The organism is Paenibacillus sp. JT31N17 (assembly GCF_056269255.1).
In genome coordinates this window covers 1-20,249 of record NZ_JBWDNP010000007.1, presented here as the reverse complement: position 1 = coordinate 20,249, position 20,249 = coordinate 1, and the positions used below count along the sequence as shown (strand labels likewise).

Here is a 20,249-nt window from a genome sequence, read left to right as displayed (position 1 = left end):
AAGCCGCTTCCGCCTCCGTGCGGGTTAAAGCGGCTTTTTTGTTTTTCAGGGATATATTGGCAGGAAAAAGTCCGAATAAGACATGATATTGTCCCGATAGAGCATGAAACCGAAACGTATAATGCGTTATTATAAATAATATAAAAACGAGTGAATTACTTGGTATTAATCCGGGGCATCCATTAGGGAGGAGCAATCAACATGACCGTCAAGACGTTATCGGGATACCGCAAAAACGCTCAAGGCATCTGGGTACAGCGATCTTCCCATGGACAGCACAACGTGTTTGATGAGCACGCGCATGATTTCATCGAGCTGGTATATGTGGTTCAGGGCGAAGGCTTGCATCTCATTGACCGTTTTCCCTACGAGGTGCGGGCGGGCGATATGTACAGCATTCATCCCGGCGAGCGGCATGCCATTGAGCATCTGAACGGCTCCGGGATCGAGATTATCAATGTTCTGTTTGTTCCGCAGTCCCTGGCGGGCTGCCTTCCTGGTGATCATGAGATGTCCGGGACGCTTGCTTTTATCACGCCGTTCATGGATGGCAGCTGCAGGCTGCCCCGAAAAATGACCCTGAGCGCCGAACAGTCATCGGCCATCGTCGGCATTTTGGAGGATATGATTGCCGAGACCAAGGATGAGGATTCAGGCTCACCGCTGCTGATTCGCTTCAAGCTGATGGAATTGCTCGTTCTGTTATCCCGTTTCTATGAAAAACGGGAGACGACAAAGCAGGTCTCCTATGCCTGCGGCGGCCACGAAATTCTGACCCGCCGTGTCCGCGTGTTTCTGGAAGATCATTTTCATCAAAAGCTTACACTTGCTTATCTGGCTCAGGTGTTTAATCTGAGCGAGCGGCATTTGGGCCGCGTGTTCAAACAGGAGACAGGCAGAAGCGTCAATGAGATGCTGCAGCATATCCGGATCGAACGCGCCAAGCAAATGCTTCACGAAACGAACCGGAGCATGGAGGTTGTTGCGGAGTCCGTCGGATTCGCCAATGCCTCCTTCTTCTCCCGCCTCTTCTCGCGAATCGTGGGAGCTACTCCGGGGGAATACCGAAAAATGGCCAAGAACCGGCGAATCTCCTGATCAAGGAGAGGATTCTCCGATCGTCAGGCCAACAGGAAATTAATCGCGAGGAGAAATGAACATGTATAACGAACAAGCCCCGAGGGGCAACCCCAGTCTTCGGCTTTTTATGGTATCTCTGACGTTAATCGGCGCTCTGCTTCTCTCCGCCTGCTCCAGCAGCGGCAAGACCGGTTCTGATGCCGGAAGCGCTGAAGGCGCGAATACGACAGGCGAAGCCCCGCTTGAGCTGACCATTCAGACGATTACGCCAAGCACGCCGCCCGCGGCCGACGATAACGTGATCAAGCGCGCTATTGAAGCAGCAACCCATTCGAAAATGTCGATTACATGGGTATCCAACAACATCTACACCGAGAAGCTGAATGTGACGCTGGCTTCCGGAAATCTGCCGGATCTCTTGATGGTGAATGACCCGTTCTCTACCGCATTTCGTACAGCTGTTGTGCAGGGCGCATTCTGGGATATCACCCCTTATATTAAGGATTACCCCAATCTCTCAAACGGCATTTCCAAGAACGCATGGAATGTAACCAAACAAGCAGACGGAAACAACTACGGGATTCCCCGCCCGCGTCCGGAAGAGGGAGAGAGCTTCTTTATCGTCCGCAAGGATTGGCTGGATCGCTTAGGCTTGCAGGTGCCAACCACGACAGAAGAATTGTATAAGGTGGCCAAAGCTTTCACGGATCAGGACCCGGACGGCAACGGTAAAGCCGATACGGTCGGTATCGCGGCTTATCTGGATGCCAACGATACCAATCTCGGTCCGGTGCTTGGGGCGGTTGAGAACTCCTTTACGGGTGTGAACGGCAGCTGGAAATGGGACGGGCAGCAGCTCGTATACTCCGCTTTTCTGCCGGAGGTGCGCGAGTCCTTGGAATATCTGGCGAAGGCCTACCGGGAAAAGCTGATTCCGCAGGACCTGTTGTCGCTGAAGCTGACGGACAGCCGGGATCTGTTCAAGTCCAACAAGGCCGGCATCATTGTGGACAAGACAGGTACTCTGCATGTATATGCGGATGATCTGAAGAAGATCGATCCCGGATTTTCATTCGCCGATTTCTACCCGGTGACCTCGATTGACGGTTATACACCAAAAGGTACGGGCTTTAACGGGATTCTGGCCATAGCGAAATCCGTGCCGGAGGATAAGATGAAACGGATTCTGAAGCTGATCGATACATGGATGAATCCTGAAGTGTTCGAAATTCAGAAGTACGGAATTGAAGGCCGCGATTATAATCTGGTGGATGGCCAAAAGGTGATCGATGTCGATCAGAGAACAAAAGATAATGCGTCGGATTTTAATCAGATCGTCAATATACTGCTCCCTGCCGAAACCGTTGGCTCCACACCCGAGGAGACGGAGGCGCTCAAAATCTTCAAACAGGTGGAGGATGCGCAAACCGGCAGCACTGCCGACCCGACGGTTGGGTTGGGATCGGAGACCGCCAATGAAATTCTGCCGGATTTGAACAAAAAAATCCAGGATTTAAAAGCAAAAATCATCTTGGGCAACGAGCCGATTACAGCTTGGGATGATTTTGTAGCCGCACTGAAGCAGGATGCCGGCGTAACGAAGATGACCGAAGAAATGACTGCAGCCTATAAGCAGCGTACCGGGCAGTAAGACGGCTGATGCCGCTTCACCCTTAAGCTGACGGTCCATAAGGAGGATAGCGGCATGAAGGCAATGAATACTGCCGGGCCTGAATTACGGAATCAGGCAGGAAAATGGGGCAGGCTCGGCAGGAGGCTGTATCGGGACAGATCCCTGTACCTGCTTGCCCTGCCGGGAATTCTTTTTCTGATCTTGTTCAAGTATGCGCCGATGTGGGGCATTGTCATCGCCTTTCAGGACTATTCGCCCTTCGCCGGAATTTTGCATAGTCCTTGGGTAGGTTTGAAGCATTTTGAACGTTTTTTTGCCAATCCGGATTTCTGGATGCTGTTCCGCAATACGATTGCCATTAATCTGCTCAGCCTGTTTCTGTTTTTCCCGCTGCCTATTCTGATTGCGCTGATGCTGAATGAGCTGCGGAGCGTCTTGTTCAAGCGTCTCGTGCAGACGGTAATCTACCTGCCCCACTTCTTGTCCTGGGTCATTATCGCAGGTCTGACGTTCTTCCTGTTCGCCAAAGGCGAAGGACTCGTTAACGATATTCTGGAGGCGCTTGGAAGACCCCGATTGGGCGTGCTTACGAATCCGAATGCCTTCTGGCTGATGGTGACCCTTCAATCCATCTGGAAAGAGGCCGGATGGGGAACCATTCTGTTTCTGGCGGGAATCGCCGGAATCAACCCCAGCCTTTATGAAGCTGTGAAGATGGATGGTGCCGGACGTCTGAGGCAAATGTGGCATATTACGCTGCCTGGCCTTCGCTCCGTAATCGTGGTGTTATTTATATTGAAGCTTGGCGACATGATGGATGTCGGCTTTGAACAGATCTTCCTCATGTATAACGGTGCCGTATCCAATGTGGCCGAGGTATTCGACACCTATGTGTACCGGCTCGGGATCAAGCAAAGCCAATTCAGCTACAGCACGGCTGCAGGGCTGTTCAAATCTCTCGTCGGGCTTGCTCTGGTGCTGATTGGAAATAAAGTGGCCAGGAAATTCGGCGAGGAAGGGGTGTTTTAACAAGTGATCAGACCGAGGATGACGGATCGGCTTTTCCGTCTGATTAACGGAGGCCTGCTGGGATTGATGGCGCTCCTCACCTTTTTCCCGATCTATTACGTAGTTGTTATTTCATTCACCGATTCAACGGAGCTGCTGACCAAGGACTATATCCTGTTCCCGTCCAAATGGTCATTCGACGCCTACAGTTATCTGTTATCCACAGATGCGTTCCTGCGCTCGATCGGCAACAGCGCCTTCCTGGCGGTCGTCGGCACCGTATGCTCACTGGCTGTTACCTCATCCTTCGCCTATGCCCTTTCCCGGAAGAAGCTGATGGGACGCAGATTGCTGATGCTGCTTACCCTGCTCACCATCCTGTTCAGTCCGGGTATTATTCCGAACTTTATTCTTATTCGCCAATTGGGCCTGCTTGACAGTTTATGGTCCTTAATTCTGCCGGCCATGGCAACAGGGTGGAATATATTGCTGATGAAAAACTTTTTCGACAGTCTGCCGCAGGAGCTCGGAGAATCGGCTGCCATTGACGGCTGCGGCGAGATACGGGCCTGGCTCTCGATCATGCTTCCCTTGTCGCTTCCTGCTCTGGCGGCATTCGGGCTGTTCTATGCAGTGGGCTTCTGGAATCAATTTTTTACCGCCCTGCTGTACTTGAATGACTCCTCCCGCTGGCCGATCCAGGTTCTGCTGCAGAATATGCTTCTGAATGCCTCCAATACGGATTTGGCCGCTCCTGGAGAGTTTGTGGAGGTTCCGCCCTCAGAATCGCTCAAGATGGCTGCCGTTGTTGTGGCGATTGCCCCGATAGTTATGGTTTATCCGTTTTTGCAAAAGCATTTTGCCAAAGGAGCCATGGTTGGTTCTATAAAAGGTTAGGTTTGGAGATGAAGCGTATGAAACCCGATATCATTTTTTTGATGACCGACCAGCAGCGCTGGGATTGCAACGGTCTGTATAATCCGGCAATTAAGACACCGAACATCGACAAGCTGGCCGAAAGCGGTATTGTCTATAACCAGGCGGTTTGTCAGGCGCCGATGTGTGTGCCGAGCCGCAGTTCCATGATGCTTGGTCTGTATCCTTCCCAACTGGGCGTGCGGACGAATCATGGAGGTCTCTACGACGAAGACAAGCTACCTGCCGAGCCGCTGCCCGAATTGATGCGCAAGGCGGGATACCAGACGGCAGGATTCGGCAAGACGCATTGGAACCATGGACACCGGAATCCCGTTCCGCCTACGAGGGGCTTTGAAGTGCGCTCGGTCGGACTTTCCCGGGAGAGCGGCCACTATGAGGACGGAGCTGTGATGATGGGAGACCATGATCCGGAAGGGCTGCGGGCTTATAGCGAGGAAACGGCTCTTTACGGCAGCGGGGAAGAGAATGCGCTAGGCTATATGGGCCGAACGAGCGGAATACCGATGGAGCAGCACCGCGACGGCTGGGTAGCCGGGCAGTGTTTGAATTTTCTGGACGGCGGCATCGATCCGGATCGTCCCTTGTTCCTTTATCTGTCCTTTCTGAAGCCGCATGCCGGGTTCAATGTGCCGCAGGAATTTGAGGATCTGTACCGGCTTGAGGACATTCCCGATATTCCGCAGCCGCCATGGGAGGACGAGGAGGGAACGCACTTGTCGGCTACGGACGGCGTGAATACAGGCAGCCGGCGAATGTATCTGGAGAGACGCGAAGCCTGGGAAGCGATGAGTCCGCTTGAGCGCAGACGGACTACACTGCGTTATTATGCAAATTGCAGCTGGCTGGATCATTATTTTGGCCAGGTGATGGAGTCGCTGGAGCGCCAGGGAAGATTGGACAATGCCCTGATCGTATTTCTGTCGGATCACGGCGAGATGCTCGGCGAGCGGAGATACCGCTTCAGCAAGTACTGTCTGTACGACTCCAGCGTCAGAGTGCCGCTCATATTGTCCGGTTCCGTGATACCCGGGGATAAACGCGGTACAGTTGATGAGCGTCAGGCCGAGCTGATTGATCTTGTGCCAACGCTCAGTCAGTTAGCGGGATTGCCGCGGAACCCGATTCTGCCGGGACTTGATCTTCTGGGTGAGCGCAAGCGCCGGGGAACGTTCAGTGAGTTTCACGGCAAAGGGGCGGAAGGACTTCATTCGGCTCCCTGCTATATGTGGCGCAAGCGGGATTGGAAGCTGATCATATACTTATCCGGTACGATTGAGGATGCCATCGAGCGGGTGGATGAGGCGCACGGAGAATTGTATAACCTCCGGACTGACCCCCAGGAATGGTATAATGTTTATACTGAAGCGGAGTACCAGCCGGTTCGCGAACAGCTGAAGACGGAGCTGCTGCTTCATCTGGCAAGCGTCTGGTCGAGGGGACCGTTTTTTTATGACCGCCATGGATACGCCTCTCTGGGGTGAATGCGGGCATAGAAGATGATGAATCGGCGGTGCAGACGGAAATAGTCCGGGAGAAGCATAATAAGCTTTATAGCCCCGCGAATACCAGATGACGTTTCCACAAGCGCAGCCCGGTTATTTGACCGATCCTTTAGAAGAAGCTGATTGTTCATACGAAGGAGGCTTGAATTTATGGATTGGAGCCGTTTTAAACATCCGCATGCGGAAGACCGGATTCATCCGTTCTGGTTCTGGAATGGAGAAATGGCGGATGATCAGATCAAGAGGCAGATCGGGGAGATGGCGGACAAAGGCGTAGGGGGATTTTTTATTTGCCCGCGCCAGGGGCTTGAAGTGCCTTATTTGTCTGAACAGTGGTTTCAGAAGGTTCGTCTGGCAGTGGAGTATGCCGCAGGCCTTGGGCTTCAGGCATGGCTCTACGATGAATATCCCTACCCCAGCGGCATTGCGGGCGGCGAGGTGACCCTGCTGCATCCGGAAGCGAAGCATTATACGCTGGAGACCATTACCCGCAGAGCAGAGGGCGGGCGAAGCGTCCGGGAGGAACTGCTCTGGGCGCGGATATTGGCCGCTCAGGCGGTACCGGTTGGTGAAGGAGGCCAATTGAATTGGGATGAGGCCGTCGATATCCGCGGATCAATAGGCAGCAGGCAGACACGACGCATCTTCCAAAAAGCCGGGCTCACGGCGTATAACCGCAAGCGCTTCTTTAGTTATGGAACCGCTTACGAGCTGGTCTGGGACGCTCCGGACGGAGAATGGGAGCTCATTTTGTTTCTGGAGAAGGAACTGGAGGATTTCAAATATTACGGGACATTTGTTGATCCCGGAAACCGTCAGGCTGTCGAATCCTTCATCCGGTTGACCCATGAGAAGTATGCCGACCATGTAGGCGACTTGTTCGGTGACCCCATTAAGGGGTTCTTCGGGGACGAGACGGGTTTTCTGGGCAGCATCCCTTGGTCGCCGCAGCTGCCGGCAGCTTTCAAAGAGCTGCATGGCTATGAGCTTCGGGATCATTTGCATGCGCTTCTGTATCCGGATCGTCCGGATGGCGCGCGGATCCGTTACGATTATTTTCAAACGGTTCATCTGCTGCTGCGCTCCAACTATCATCAGCAGCTTCATGATTGGTGCGGGGAGCATGGACTTGCTTATGTGGCCGAGGCGCCATCGGTACGGATGACGACACAGAGGTACAGCCACATTACAGGCGGCGACTCGGCCCATGAAAAGCTGGGACGGCCGCTGCGCTGGGTGCTGGAGAGGTATGCGGGGGAGATGCGTTATAACCCGAAGATGGTCAGCTCGCTGGCCCGTCAGCTGGGAAGGGAGCGGAATCTGATTGAATGCTTTCATAGCGTAGGCTGGTCCATGACGCTGCAGGATGCCAAATGGATGATCGACCGGCTGGCCGCGCTGGGAACAAATCTGTTTAATTTTCACGCGTTCTTCTATACGCTGGATGGCCTCTCCAAGCATGACGCGCCTCCATCCCAATTTCTGCAAAATCCTTATTGGCCATATTTTCGGCAGCTTGCCGATTATACAGGCCGACTCAGTTATATGATGAGCCAGGGGGCTGCAGACATTCGGATCGCGGTGCTGGACCCGGTAACAAGCTTCTGGACGCATATGGGCAATCCTCTGCATGGATTCAAATATGCGGGTGAAGATGAGGAGCAAAAACGGAGACTGGAACGTCTTCACGGGGACTGGAAGGCGCTGTCGGTGCATCTGCTGGAGACACGCCGGGATTTCGACCATCTTGATCCCGAGCTGCTCCAGGAAGCCGACATTAACGAGGGCGTCGTCACAATCGGTCATGCCCGTTATGAAGCGATTCTGCTGCCGCCGGTTACGAATCTGGAAGCGGGAGCATGGAAGGCTCTGAAGACTTTCGCTGCACAGGGAGGCATAGTGATCGGGATGGGGCTGCTCCCATATGAGCATATCGCAGTGGATAGCCCCTCGGAAGACGAGGCAGCGGCTTTCTTCGGGGTAGAGCAATCCCCGCGCACCGGATACTGGGAATCGGGCAGAACGGGATCGGCAGAGAGTCAGGATTCCGGCCGGATTGGATACCGGAAGGAAGCAACCGGTTCCGTATATTTTATCCCGTGCGGCACTTCGGGGCCATTTCAGCCGGTGCTGGACCATGTGACCAGGCTGCTGGATGAATGTCTCCCGCAAGCAGTAACGGTAAAGGCGGCTTCGGCAGACGAACATCTTCCGCTGCTCATGCAGACGCGCTGGCTCGAAGAAGATACGGGGATGATTTTCCTGACCAATCAGGAAGGCCGTCCGCTTTCGTTTATATTAAGGGTGGATGCGGAGCTTCTTCCGGACCGGGGCGGACATGTCCATGGGGAAGCAATGGTTCTGCTTCCGGCGGATTTGATCACAGGCGAGGTGGGCAATGAACCTTATATCTCGCACCCGGAATATGATTGGAATGCGCGGCCGGACGAATCATCCCAGACTGGCGGCGGAGCAGCAGCAGTTAGGCTTATGCTTGCGCCTTATGAATCACGGCTGATCCTGGCGGTGCAGAAGGAACGGGTGAGCGGGATAGCCGGTAATCGAAACCACCGTCCGGGGAGGGAAACGGAAAGCGGTGCATTCGAACGGCCGCAGGAGCATACTGCCGCGAAGCGGGAAGCCCCGGAATGCATTTCTGGAAAACCGCACAATCCTGTACTGGAATCGTCCATCAGCATCACTTCGGAAGCGCAGTGGATTGTGGAACCGCTTGGTCCGAACATGATTAGGCTGGACCGGTTTTCTCTGCATCTGCCTGGTGAGGAAGAGGGAATTCTTGTCGGGGTCAAGACATTCATCGATCAATGCGAGGATCTGGCCGCCGTTCAGGCTCTTCCTGTAGCATTCCGGCAATCCTTCGGCACTCCGATGAAAGTAGGAATGGACTATCCACTTGACGTAACCTATCGTACAAGATTGCTTGTGACAGCTCTTCCTGCCGAATGCTCGCTTGTCATGGATGAGCTGGCAATCTCAGGCGAGTGGGTGCTGATGGTTAATGGAACGTCGTTTCGCCGTGATCAGTTTCGAGCTGCCGAGTTGTATGATTACCGGAACATCAGCAGCGATATTGCTTCGCTGCTGCGCGTTGGCGGCAATGAAATTTCAGTCAGCATTCGAATATCGAGCGATGAAGACGGGCTGCTCGACGCGATTTATCTGGCAGGGTCATTCGGAGCCGAACTCCAGCCAACCCAGGATTCCGCGCTTCCGGTGATGACTGCTGTACCGCGGACAGCGGCTTCGCTCCCTCATCACTACACGGAGGGCTTTCCGTATTATGCAGGCGCCTTGCGGTTCACCCGACAGCTGGATATGAGCCTGCCTGCCCGGACGGATGAGATAGATATACAGTTTGCCGACTGGGAAACGACACTTTCGGTTCAGATAAGACTGAATGGTCATGATCTGGGCGTACAATCCTGGTCGCCCTACCGCTGGAGGGCGAGCTCCGCTCAGCTTCGACCCGAAGGCAATACAATAGAGGTGGATGTAACGAATACGCTGGTGGGGCTGCTCGAAGGAGCGTATTTTGATTACAGGGAGCACAAGCTGCAGCCTTTAGTTCCCTGAACCTCTCAAGCAGCCGGCGGCTGAGTACGAAAAAACCCCCTTCTCGCGGAGCGCGGAGAGAAGGGGGTTTTGACTGCAGCTTTTGTCTATATTTTGAAAATCGATACGGTACGCTGAAGCTGAACGACCATCTGCTGCATTTTTTCGGTCTCGTCGACAACCGCCTGCACGGAGCCAATCTGTTCATTCATGGAGGCGGATACCTGCTCGGTACCGGCAGCGGACTGCTCGGTGATTGCGGATATATTCTGGATCGCTCCTGAAATCTTACGGGAGCCCTCCAGCATTTGGTCGCTTTCGCTGGAGAATTGATAGATCTGCTTGGTTATAAAATCAACGCTGGCGACAATCTCGGAGAAGATATGCTCCGATTCCTGAAGCATATGGGTTTGCAGCTTAACGACTTCTTCGTTGATTTTAATATTTTCGATAGCCTGCTTGACTCCGGAATCGATGCTGCGGACAAGGTTGAACACTTCTTTGGTCGAGGCGGTCGATTCCTCCGCCAGCTTGCGCACTTCCTGTGCGACAACTGCGAATCCTCTGCCATGCTCACCGGCGCGCGCCGCTTCGATCGAAGCATTAAGAGAAAGCAGGTTCGTCTGCTCGGCCAGATCGGAGATTGTGCGCGTTATCGACGAGATGCCCTCCGCATTGCGGGCCAGCTCCTCAATTGTAGCCGCAACTGTAGAGGTCGCTTCCACATTGCGCTGCATGCCGACCGTCTGGCTGTCTACAGCTTTGCGGCCTTTCTCGACCAGGATCAGCGTTTGTTCGGATTTCTCGTTCATTTCCTTGGTGGAATGGGCGTATGAGGCCACTTTGTCCTCGATTTCCCGGATTGACTCAGCCATATCCGCCACATCCCCGGAAATTTCGTTAGCTCCGGTTGCAAGCTCTCCGGCCGATAAGGCGACCTGCTCCATGATCAGCTTCAGATCCTTGTTCTTGTCAAAAATATTCCGGCTGGTGTCGTTCACGATGCGGGAAATATTGGATGTGTCCTTCAAAATTTCCCGCAGCTTGTCAATCATACTGTTAAAGGAATGGCCCAGCTGTCCCAGAGAGGAGGATGAGGATACGTCAACCTTCTGGGTAAAATCTCCCTTGGCTATGCCAAAGGCAATGGAAGAGATTTCGTCAATAGATGAAGTAAGCGCTCTCTCGATCACACTCACAAGGGGATACGTAATCGCTGCCGCGACTAAAATGATGATGAGCCCAAGGAGTAAGCTGCTGCCTGTAATGATCAATCCCAAAAGCAAGGCGATCGAGAAAATGCCGACGATTGAATAGCACCCGATCAGAAGTTTGTTGCGGATGGACAATGAATAAAACCATTGCATGAGGCAGGGCTCCTCTTTATTAGAATAATCTCATTATATTCACAATGGAGAATTTTGTCTATATTCGTCTAATGCAATCGTACTAAGTCGAAAGAATTAAGTAAGGATTGTGTAATAATGCTGAATCGAGGCTTTTCGCTGTAATGGTTTTGTAAAAATATGTTGAAGGAACCATAAAGCTGTCTTATAATAGGCCTAATGTATTATTTGTAAGCTTCAAGAAAATAAGGATTTAGGAGGGGGTTTACTATGAGTTTGGAAACGATGTCATTGGCGCGGCAAGTGGATTATGTATTCAGACAGCTGGAAGAAGAGCTGATTTCGGCTGTTGCAGGGACTGTTTTTATACATATTCGGAATAATGCAGTCGGCAAATACGGAGTCAGGCACAATCCCATTGAGAGCAAGAATGGTGAAATCGGCCAAACAGAGCAGGGTATGACCGCTTCCCAGGTGCAGTCCTTTCGCCAGATGGCAATAGACTCGCTGAAGCTTAAACGGAATTGGACACATGGTGAAATTTTGTATGATTTTTCAGTAAGGTCGAGCACGGGCGCTTGGTCGGCAAGTATTCTTTTTGAATCGAATTACAATTTGGCCAATGGCATGTTTCGCTACCAGCCGAAATATTCACAGCAGGCGCTTCGTGATGCTCCATAGCATATATTCAGGGGATGCCCCCCAGCAAAAAAACAGCTATCGTCGATCTTCGGCGAAGTTTCTTCTTCAATCGTAGACTTATTATCCATTTAAGAAAATGCTGCTCCGCAAATAAGCGGGCAGCATTTTTTTCATTAACGAAGCGGCGCTGTTATTGTGCGTCCCATGTCCCGGATGAGGGTTCCTACATCTTCCGAGAAATTACGGACAGGATGGCCGTCCATAGGCAGCATTTGATTCTGAAGGCTCTTGATGCGGGAAAATAACTGTCCATCCGTCGTTACGTGAACGGCATAACCCGGCTCCGCCCGTTCAACGGTTTGTTTCACCTGCCGCTTCACCATTTCGGTGTGGACACCCTTCTTGACAGCGACACCGACAACGGCGTCGCGGTTGTTAAGAATGACAGTTGCTCTGTCCACGCCATGAACGCTGGAAACATGCTTGGCGATTTTCTCGGCCGTGGTCATGTTTGCAGAAGCACGCGGATGCTGCTTTTGCTGCGGTTGCGTTTCTTTCATCAGCATACGTTTATCCGTGGTGGACTGCGTTTTGTAATTATTTGTTTTTACTTTGTCATGCTTCGCTGTACATCCGGTCGAGGCCATAACGAGAAACAAGGAAAGAACCAGCATTGCGGATATCCTATACATTGGTTTTTTCACCTCCTGAAGATAGGATTCGCGGTGAACATCAAAACCATGCTGGTAATATTTCATTTGGAATTTTTGATGGCAGCCTGTTTGCGGCCTGATTCCGCCACGGAATATTTCATTAATTCGGAAACGGTAATCAGGCGGTAGCCTCTGGCTCTGAGCTCCGGAAGAATGACTCTCAATGCGGCAGCGGTTTGCGATTTCCCCTGGACATGATCATGGAAAAGCACAATATCCCCGTTTCTGGCATTTCCCAGCACCTTGTCCAAAATCCGTTGAACGCCTGGCCGGCTCCAGTCCCGTGTATCCTGATGCCAGGACCACATGACAGGAAAAAGGCCCATTTTATTGGAGACCTTGACGATCGTATCGTCATACATGCCGCCCGGTGGACGAAATAACGCCGACTTGCGGCCGATTACCTGGAATATTTCATTTTCCGTGCTCTCGATTTCCTGGCGGACTATTCTTTCCGATGACGGGATTCTGAAGTAAATATGGTTATAGGTATGGTTCGCAATCTCATGCCCTTCGGCGGAAATCTGATTCAGAATATCCGGATACAGCTTCACTCTTTTGCCTACAACAAAAAAAGTGCATTTGGCATTGTATTGCCTGAGCAGATCGAGAATTTCCAGAGTTTGAACGGGATCCGGCCCGTCATCGAAGGTGAGCGCCATCACTCTCTGCTTCGTCTGTACCTCCCAGATCATTTCTCCTTTTTTCTCATAATAAAAACGGTCCTTCTTGAATGGTGCGCCTGCGCCATCAGCTTCATTTGCGAACAGCAGCATCGAAAGGCTTACGATCCCCAGCAGATATTTGTGTACGAGCATGAATCTCCATCCTTTGCAATGTGCATCATTCACCACATGTGTTGACGATAAGCTTTAATGTTTCAAAAATACCGGTTTCGCATACATCTAAGTTAAGCAAGGAAATCCGGAAACACAAAAAAAATGCTGCCTCGCTGAGCCGGGCAGCATTTTTCGGTATTGGCGAATCCTAATGGCGAATGTTGCTTCCTGCCAATTGTTGTTCCGCGATTTGAACAAGCTTGCGGGTGATGTATCCACCCAATGCTCCTGTATCGCGGGTAGCCATATAACCGTAATAGCCGTCTTGCGGAATTTGGATTCCAAGCTCCTGCGCCACTTCGTATTTCATTTGGTCCAAAGCTGCGCTGCATTGAGGTACGACTAATTGGTTGCTGCTGCGGGATTGTCCTGCCATTATATTCACCTCCTAAGCTTTCTTGAGCCTTATTATGTTCCTGTTGGAATCTTTTATGCAGAATAAAAATGATTTTTTTCAATCCTCTAAAATTCAAGCCAACCATCTGGCGCTCAGAGGTCAAATTCATAATCCGGGTAGACATAAGGCATGGAAGGAGGAGTGATCGTTTTGATTTGCGCCGCTTTAAGTATAACGATCGGGCTTCCTTCAAAAATGCCCACAGTCACGGTGCCGCGCACATTCAGCCAGACATCGTCATCGTAATCTGCAGCTTGCGGATTTTCGATCATCAGACCGTATGGCAAGGAGTCTGCGGAGCAGCAGTTCATCGCAAACCGGCTGACGGCCAGCTGCGACGGTCCCATCCCTTCCTGCCTGTAGACAAACCCGCTGATTTCAACCGTTTTGCCGATAAAATTATCCCGATACAGGTCAAGCGCAGTCAGCGTCTCCATATACTGCTTCTCGGGAATTACAATTTCGTTCAGCCCATACAGCCTTTTGCCGAGCCGGGCATAGGCAGCCGTGTATTCATCCGCGGGAAACAGCGCATCCAGGTCTGTGTTGTCCGCAGAATCATCAGGGAACGGCTTCGCCTCCGCATTCTCCGGCATCACAAAACTTCCTGTGCCGTTCAGGCTGATGCCTTTTTTGGATGCTGCAGTGCTTCCAAGCATCGTGTCCGGCAAAAGGAATCCCATAATCAACGGGAGTACGAACAGGCCGTAGATGAGCGTATTTTTGATAACCGAAAGAGATGGCTCGTGATCGCAGTCATGGGCAGCCGTCCGATTGCCGACCCATACCTGAACGGCGGAATAGAGCAAATAGATGGCTGTTGCATATAAGCCGATTGCCGAAAGCTTGACATAAAGAACCATGCGCGGCGCGATATACAGCGTTATGCTGCCGCTGCGTACAAGATCGATTATATACAGGGCGAAGCCGGTCATGATCATGGCGCGCAGCAGATGGTGAATGATCGTGATCTTATCTTCCTTTGTCATGGGGGACGCTCCTTTGCTTCACTATCAGGATGGATAAAAAACCAGTTTCTCCATAACCATGGAACCCATCAGCACAGCGACGAACAAGAACGCGATAATCGTCAGAACAACCTTGGTGCGGAAGGCGGAGAAGAGCATAAGGGTGCTTTTGAGATCGACCATAGGTCCAAATACAAGGAAGGCCAGCAGTGCGCCGGGCGAGAACAGGCCGCTGAAGCTTGAAGCAACGAACGCATCCGAGGTGGAGCAAAGGGACAGGGCGAAAGCAAGAACCATCATAAAGATATGGGAAACGAAGGGTTGATCGGTGATCGAGTCCAATAATTGACGGTCGAGCGCAGTTTGCATGGCAGCGGTAATAAATGCGCCCATAATCAAATATTTGCCGATATCAAAAAATTCATCTGATGCGTGTGCGAATGTAGCGCTGATCCGTCCGCGCAGCCCGTTTCTTCTTTCGTTGTGATTATGGCTGTGTTCATGATGATGGTGAATAGACGAAGGGTGAGCGCTCCTAAGCGGGTTTTTACGGAGAAAACGGTACAGCAGCAGCCCCAGCAGCACACAGACACCAAAGGTCAGCCCCATTCGGGAGTAGGCCATAAGAGGCTCAGAGCGAAAGGCGGTGAAGGTCGAAGTAAATACGACCGGATTAATAATCGGTCCTGCGAAAATAAATACAAGTCCTATGTAGGCCGGCATGCCTTTGCGTATGAGACGGCGAACTACCGGAATCATGCCGCATTCGCACAAAGGCAGCAAGAGTCCCAGCAAGCTTCCGAACAGCACCCCGACGACGGGGTTTTTAGGCGTCAGCCTGGCAATCATTTTGTCAGAGACAAACACCTGCAGAAGGGCCGAGAACAGCACCCCAAGCAGGATGAAGGGAAAGGCTTCGAGGATGATGCTGATGAACAATATTTTAAAGGATTGTATCGATGGATTGGTTAGGATCAGATCCGTAAGGCCGTCTCTGGTCCATATGCGGGCAAGTATCACCAGGCAGCCGGCAGCGAGCAGCGGCGTACCCCATTTATAGATGATTCTCAAAGGACAAACTCCCCCCTTAAACTTCCGTTCTTATACAATATGCAGGCTTGGCCTTATGAAGGACAGCCTTTCATAAAGTTATTTGACCACGCCTGCAAAAACGGCTGGGCCGGATTTAAATCTGCCCAGTTGATTTGACAGTTATATCAAAAATAGTCATTGCCAAATGAGGAGCAAAGAGGTACAATCACTAACGTTGATAATGATTCTCATTATTGCTCGATAGATGATAATGAGTGTAACGGATTGGGGAGAACAGCGGTCATGATAAGTAAAAAGAAAATGAAAAAAACAGGATATAGCATTACGGCAGCGATGCTTGCCTGTGCGTTAACGATTACCGGCTGCAGCGATGGCGTGAAGGTTAATGTAAAGGATTATTCATTCGACACGGCAGGGAACATGTTTGCCTATGCGGAATTCGAGTTATCCGGCGAGCCTCTGGCTGAATCGCTTGGACTGGATCTGGATGTTCTGGATGCCGGGAAGCCGGATTCGCCAACGGCATTCGATTACATAGCCGGGATCGAATCCTACGAGTACTCGGAGGAAGCGATGTACGAGGTGGTGGAGAAATCCGGCATGGGGCTGCATCTGGCAAATGGCCCTGCTGTAGCGGACGAGGCCAAGAAAGCCGGCCAATCGCCTAATGAACTGCTTGCTTCGCGCTTCCTGAAGATGGCAGACAGTGTAGGACAGCCGGCGGATCAGATTCAGCAAAATATGTTTCCGACCTTCATTGAATATGCTGCAGGCGATCCCCATTACGCGCAGAAGGTCGATACCGGCAAATACGCCGACGGCGAGAATGGCACCTATATTCCTAATTACCAAGTGGATTTCAGCTCGCTGCGCTGGGACCGCGACAAAATGAAGAAGCAGTTTGTTCCAGCCGCTTATGGCGCAACGATGCTCAAGCAGTCTCTATGGGCCGGCGATTTTCTTGGCAATCTGCACAATGCGGAGTCGGATGAGGAAGTGGATGCATCCACTGCTGCAGAAGGACCGGAAGCTGATCAGGGGCTGAAGCTGGGCGTCAGCTCGGTTGACGGCATGCAGGGGATGATCCTGACCGAGGAAGTCTGGAACAAGCTCCAGTATGTGCGCGGCAATCTGTTCTATGATCCGTCTTCGCAAGGACTGGGTGCGTTAAGCAAGAACGCGACCAATGTTTATCTGCCGCATGCCATTGACGTTGAGGAGAACGGGGACAAGGATTATCCGAATGTAAAAGGCTTGAAGGTAAACGATGGAAGCAGTTCATTGCAGGATCAGTGGCTGATGCTGTGGCCGACCTCGGAATTTTACGGGATGACCGACCAGCGTACGGATAACCCCAACCGCAATCCGGCATTTGCCCGCGTGTTTGACGGGGATCCGTTCCCTGCGGCGCCTGCAGCCAATACCGATAGCGATCCAAGCAACGATGTCATCTCCAATGATCCCTTTACCATTGCCAGCGATGTTCTGCTTGCCGTATTCGATAATATCAAGACGCGTCACTGGAATAACGATGCCGGTACGCTGGTCACGTCCTTTGACGGCGGCAAGCAGGGAACGGCTGTGGATACGTTCCAGGCGGGTTATACGATAGAGGCGCTGCGCATGTTCGAGCGTGCGATCGACGGCTTGCCTGTAGGCTACGCGAATGGAGATGCGGCTGAAGGCTTGAAAACAGCGGCAGGGGCCGAGGCCAAAGAAATGATTGTCAGGCAGGCAGATTTCATATTGTCCGCGCTTGTCAATAAGGATGGCCTTGCCGTGAGCAGTTATGACACAGCCAAAGATGAAGCCGGACAAGACACCACGCTGCTTGCTCAAGAAGGCGCGATCCGCGGTTTGACCTCGGCCTTCCTGGCAACAGAAGACGAGAAATACCGCGATGCTGCCCGCCATCTTTATGCGGCGATGGACAGCAAGCTGTGGGATGACGGCATCAAAGCTTATAAAACCAATGGCGACAAGGCATCTTATGATGCTTTTGCCGCAGGCGGCGTATCCTCTATGCTGCGTCTCGCACTTTTGCACTTGAAAAACACGGGCAGCGAAAGCGATGCGCCCAAAGCGCTTGAACAAAGCGCGATCCAGGAGCGTTATGTCGACTTCTACCGTCAGGTGATCGATGGACCTGCGCTTGATGAAGGGATGCAGGCGAGCGAATTCTGGGATACGGGCGACTTTTATAAAGAAGGCGATGACTCCGGCAATACCGATGGGGACACAGTGCCTCAGATTCAGAAGGGACATGGTGACAATGGCATTTCCCCGGTTCTTCTTCCGGTTGAGATCTCGAAATAATCCATCGCTTGCTTGGAGGCTGGCGGCGGGTGCATCTGCACTCGCCGTTTTGCTCTTCTTATCTGCATGCTCCGGGGAAGAGAATGAAGACCCTGTCGGCCCGCAGTCAGGCAGCAGTATTGTGATGAGCGAAAATGGCAGGACTATCTATGTAGCTAATGGCGATGCCAATACCGTTTCCATCGTTGATGCGCGAACCCGCAAGCTGGAGAAAGAAATTCCGGTAGGCAAAGAGCCGCGTGAGCTGGCACTGTCTCCAGACGGAGAAACCTTGTATGTGACCTGCCGCTATGCGAACAGTGTGGAATGGATCGATATAGAGAAAGGCAAGGTGCTTGGTTCGCTGAAGACAGGAATAGAGCCTTATGGTATTGTGAGCAGCCCGGATGGTTCGCGTCTATATGTCACCAACTATCGTTCGGGCACGGTTAGCGTGGTTGATGCGGCGAAGCGGACCATCATCAAGCAGCTGCCCGCTGGCGATAATCCAAGAGCGCTGGCATTGAGCGGAGATGGCAGCAAGCTCTATGCAGCTGAATATTTGAGCGCCAAAACCCATGTGTTCGATACGTCCTCCATGGCTGAGCAAGCAGATATCAAGCTTGGCGCTTCTCCGGATAAGAAGGACCGCAAGAAAAGCCAGGGAACGCCTAATACTGTCGAGCAGATTCGTCTGTCTCCGGACGGGAAGAGTGCCTGGGAAGCCCATCTGCTAACCAATACGGATACGCCGATTCAGTTCGAAGAAGTGATTTTCCCCTCCTTGTCGGTTCTGGATCTGAGCGCGAATAAGGAGAACGGCAAGGACCGCAAGGAACTGTTCGACTCCATTGACGTCCAGGATAAATTCGGAAAATCGACAATCGTTGCCAATCCGACAGATATCCTGTTTTCGCCGGATGGGAACAAGGCCTATGTGCTGATGGGAGGAAGCGAGGATCTTCTGGTCTTTGATCTGGCCCGGGGCGGCCGGGCGAGTCAAATCATCCGCCATCTGCCTGGAGACTTTCCGATCGGCATGACCATGTCACCGGATGGCCGCATTTTATATGTTCATAATGTCAATTCGCATGATATGACAACTATTGCGCTTCCCGGAGCCGAAGAGGGCGGGCAAGCGCACGTCGATGGCAAGCCTTCGAAGTTAATCCACCAGGATCGTCTGACTGCCGAGCAGCGTCTGGGCAAGACCTTGTTCTACAGCGCCAATTCGGATGATTTTCCGTTAACCGGCTCCAACTGGATGAGCTGTGTGTCCTGCCACTCGGACGGCGAGGTGGATTCATTGACGCTGACGACTTCCAAGGGTCCGCGGAACGTGCCGAGCAATGTCCTGGCGTTCGAGACCGGCGTGTTTATGTGGGACGGCAGCCGCGATGATTTCGGCGATTATATTCACACCATTCAAGGAGAAATGGGCGGAATGTCGGATGTAGACCCTGCCAAGCCATACCCGGCAGAGACACAAAAGCTCTTTGACGCTCTCGAGGCTTATATGCGGATGCCGGATGCTTTCCCGGTACCGTTGAGTCCTTACCGGACGGAGGACGGTCAGCTCACGGCCGAGGCCGAGGCAGGCAAGCAGCTGTTCGAAGGGAAGGCGCAATGCATCACCTGTCATGCTACAGATGTGATGACTGACAGCGTGAAAGCTGTTAACGGCAATGGAGCGTTAACGACAGACAATAAGGATTTTCTCCATAATGTCGGCACTGTCAGTCCAGCAGACATCGATTATGCCGGCGACGCCCGCGCAGCCTTTACGAATAAACGTGTGCGGGGCTTCTATGACACGCCGACGCTTCGCGGTGTTTACGCGACAGCCCCCTATCTGCACGACGGCAGCGCGGCCACTCTCAAGGACGTGATTGAACGCGCAGGCGACAAGCACGGTAAGACATCGGGGCTGAGCGACAAGGAAATAAACTCCCTGGTTGCATATCTGCAGCAGCTGCAGTAAAGGTGGACCCCTCCCTAAATCCCTCCTGAGGAGGGACCCCAAAGGGGGCCGCCCCTCTGGACTCCCGGAAATATGTAACGTGGGAGGGACACAGCCGCGTGTTAGTTGATTCATGCTAAGCTCGTTTTCGTCCCTACGGGACACACTCTAATACTGGCGCACCCGTGGTACCAGATGCCCCTTCGGGGCCGGAATAACGTGGGAGGGACACAGCCGCGCGTTAGTTGATTCATGCTAAGCTCGTTTTCGTCCCTACGGGACACACTCTAATACTGGTGCA

At 52.3% G+C, this 20,249-nt stretch carries 15 protein-coding genes; 9 read left to right on the top strand and 6 right to left on the bottom strand.

From position 1 onward, the window contains the following. Positions 1–201 precede the first annotated feature (201 nt). The 6 genes from AC0YOB_RS21680 to AC0YOB_RS21655 all read left to right on the top strand — a co-directional run bounded on the left by AC0YOB_RS21680 (position 202) and on the right by AC0YOB_RS21655 (position 9,756). The gene (locus AC0YOB_RS21680) at positions 202–1,098 is read left to right on the top strand and encodes a helix-turn-helix domain-containing protein (RefSeq protein ID WP_475794541.1); all 897 of its coding nucleotides are present in this window, start codon (positions 202–204) and stop codon (positions 1,096–1,098) included. A gap of 61 nt (positions 1,099–1,159) precedes the next feature. Continuing rightward, positions 1,160–2,731, top strand: coding sequence for a type 2 periplasmic-binding domain-containing protein (locus AC0YOB_RS21675; RefSeq protein WP_475794540.1), 1,572 nt, complete (start codon positions 1,160–1,162; stop codon positions 2,729–2,731). A gap of 63 nt (positions 2,732–2,794) precedes the next feature. Then, positions 2,795–3,742: an ABC transporter permease gene (locus tag AC0YOB_RS21670; protein WP_475794757.1), complete on the top strand. Its 948-nt coding sequence runs from the start codon at positions 2,795–2,797 to the stop codon at positions 3,740–3,742. Positions 3,743–3,748: 6 nt separating this feature from the next. Next, positions 3,749–4,618, top strand: a complete 870-nt coding sequence (locus tag AC0YOB_RS21665) for a carbohydrate ABC transporter permease (RefSeq protein WP_475794756.1) — start codon at positions 3,749–3,751, stop codon at positions 4,616–4,618. Between the two features lie 17 nt (positions 4,619–4,635). After that, entirely contained in the window at positions 4,636–6,141 is a 1,506-nt protein-coding gene (locus AC0YOB_RS21660) for a sulfatase family protein (protein ID WP_475794539.1), read from the top strand. Between the two features lie 171 nt (positions 6,142–6,312). Next, positions 6,313–9,756 (top strand): glycosyl hydrolase, encoded by a 3,444-nt coding sequence (locus tag AC0YOB_RS21655; protein WP_475794538.1) that lies wholly within the window; start codon positions 6,313–6,315, stop codon positions 9,754–9,756. 86 nt (positions 9,757–9,842) lie between these two features. On the opposite strand, the gene AC0YOB_RS21650 is transcribed toward AC0YOB_RS21655, so the two are convergent. Further along, a complete protein-coding gene (locus AC0YOB_RS21650) occupies positions 9,843–11,102 on the bottom strand; it encodes a methyl-accepting chemotaxis protein (RefSeq protein WP_210038363.1) in 1,260 nt (419 codons plus the stop codon). Positions 11,103–11,351: 249 nt separating this feature from the next. On the opposite strand from AC0YOB_RS21650, the gene AC0YOB_RS21645 reads away from it, so the two are divergent. After that, a complete protein-coding gene (locus AC0YOB_RS21645; protein WP_210038364.1) occupies positions 11,352–11,762 on the top strand; it encodes an O-methyltransferase in 411 nt (136 codons plus the stop codon). Positions 11,763–11,896: 134 nt separating this feature from the next. On the opposite strand, the gene AC0YOB_RS21640 is transcribed toward AC0YOB_RS21645, so the two are convergent. The 5 genes from AC0YOB_RS21640 to AC0YOB_RS21620 form a co-directional block, all read right to left on the bottom strand. Then, on the bottom strand, positions 11,897–12,415 hold the full coding sequence (locus tag AC0YOB_RS21640) for a YhcN/YlaJ family sporulation lipoprotein (protein WP_475794537.1): 519 nt from the start codon (positions 12,413–12,415) through the stop codon (positions 11,897–11,899). 62 nt (positions 12,416–12,477) lie between these two features. Then, positions 12,478–13,254: a polysaccharide deacetylase family protein gene (locus tag AC0YOB_RS21635; RefSeq protein WP_475794536.1), complete on the bottom strand. Its 777-nt coding sequence runs from the start codon at positions 13,252–13,254 to the stop codon at positions 12,478–12,480. Between the two features lie 169 nt (positions 13,255–13,423). Beyond that, a complete protein-coding gene (locus tag AC0YOB_RS21630; protein WP_379114097.1) occupies positions 13,424–13,654 on the bottom strand; it encodes an alpha/beta-type small acid-soluble spore protein in 231 nt (76 codons plus the stop codon). Positions 13,655–13,764: 110 nt separating this feature from the next. Then, complete coding sequence (locus tag AC0YOB_RS21625; protein WP_475794535.1) at positions 13,765–14,661, bottom strand: TIGR03943 family putative permease subunit; 897 nt, start codon at positions 14,659–14,661, stop codon at positions 13,765–13,767. 24 nt (positions 14,662–14,685) lie between these two features. Further along, positions 14,686–15,711 carry a permease gene (locus tag AC0YOB_RS21620; RefSeq protein ID WP_475794534.1) on the bottom strand — a complete coding sequence of 342 codons (1,026 nt, stop codon included), beginning with the start codon at positions 15,709–15,711 and terminating at the stop codon, positions 14,686–14,688. A gap of 282 nt (positions 15,712–15,993) precedes the next feature. Between AC0YOB_RS21620 and AC0YOB_RS21615 the strand changes: the two genes are divergently transcribed. Together AC0YOB_RS21615 and AC0YOB_RS21610 are read left to right on the top strand one after the other, a co-directional pair. After that, a complete protein-coding gene (locus AC0YOB_RS21615) occupies positions 15,994–18,009 on the top strand; it encodes a hypothetical protein (protein WP_475794755.1) in 2,016 nt (671 codons plus the stop codon). Next, positions 17,966–19,969 carry a beta-propeller fold lactonase family protein gene (locus AC0YOB_RS21610; protein WP_475794533.1) on the top strand — a complete coding sequence of 668 codons (2,004 nt, stop codon included), beginning with the start codon at positions 17,966–17,968 and terminating at the stop codon, positions 19,967–19,969. The genes AC0YOB_RS21615 and AC0YOB_RS21610 overlap by 44 nt, the downstream gene beginning before the upstream one ends. Positions 19,970–20,249 lie beyond the last annotated feature (280 nt).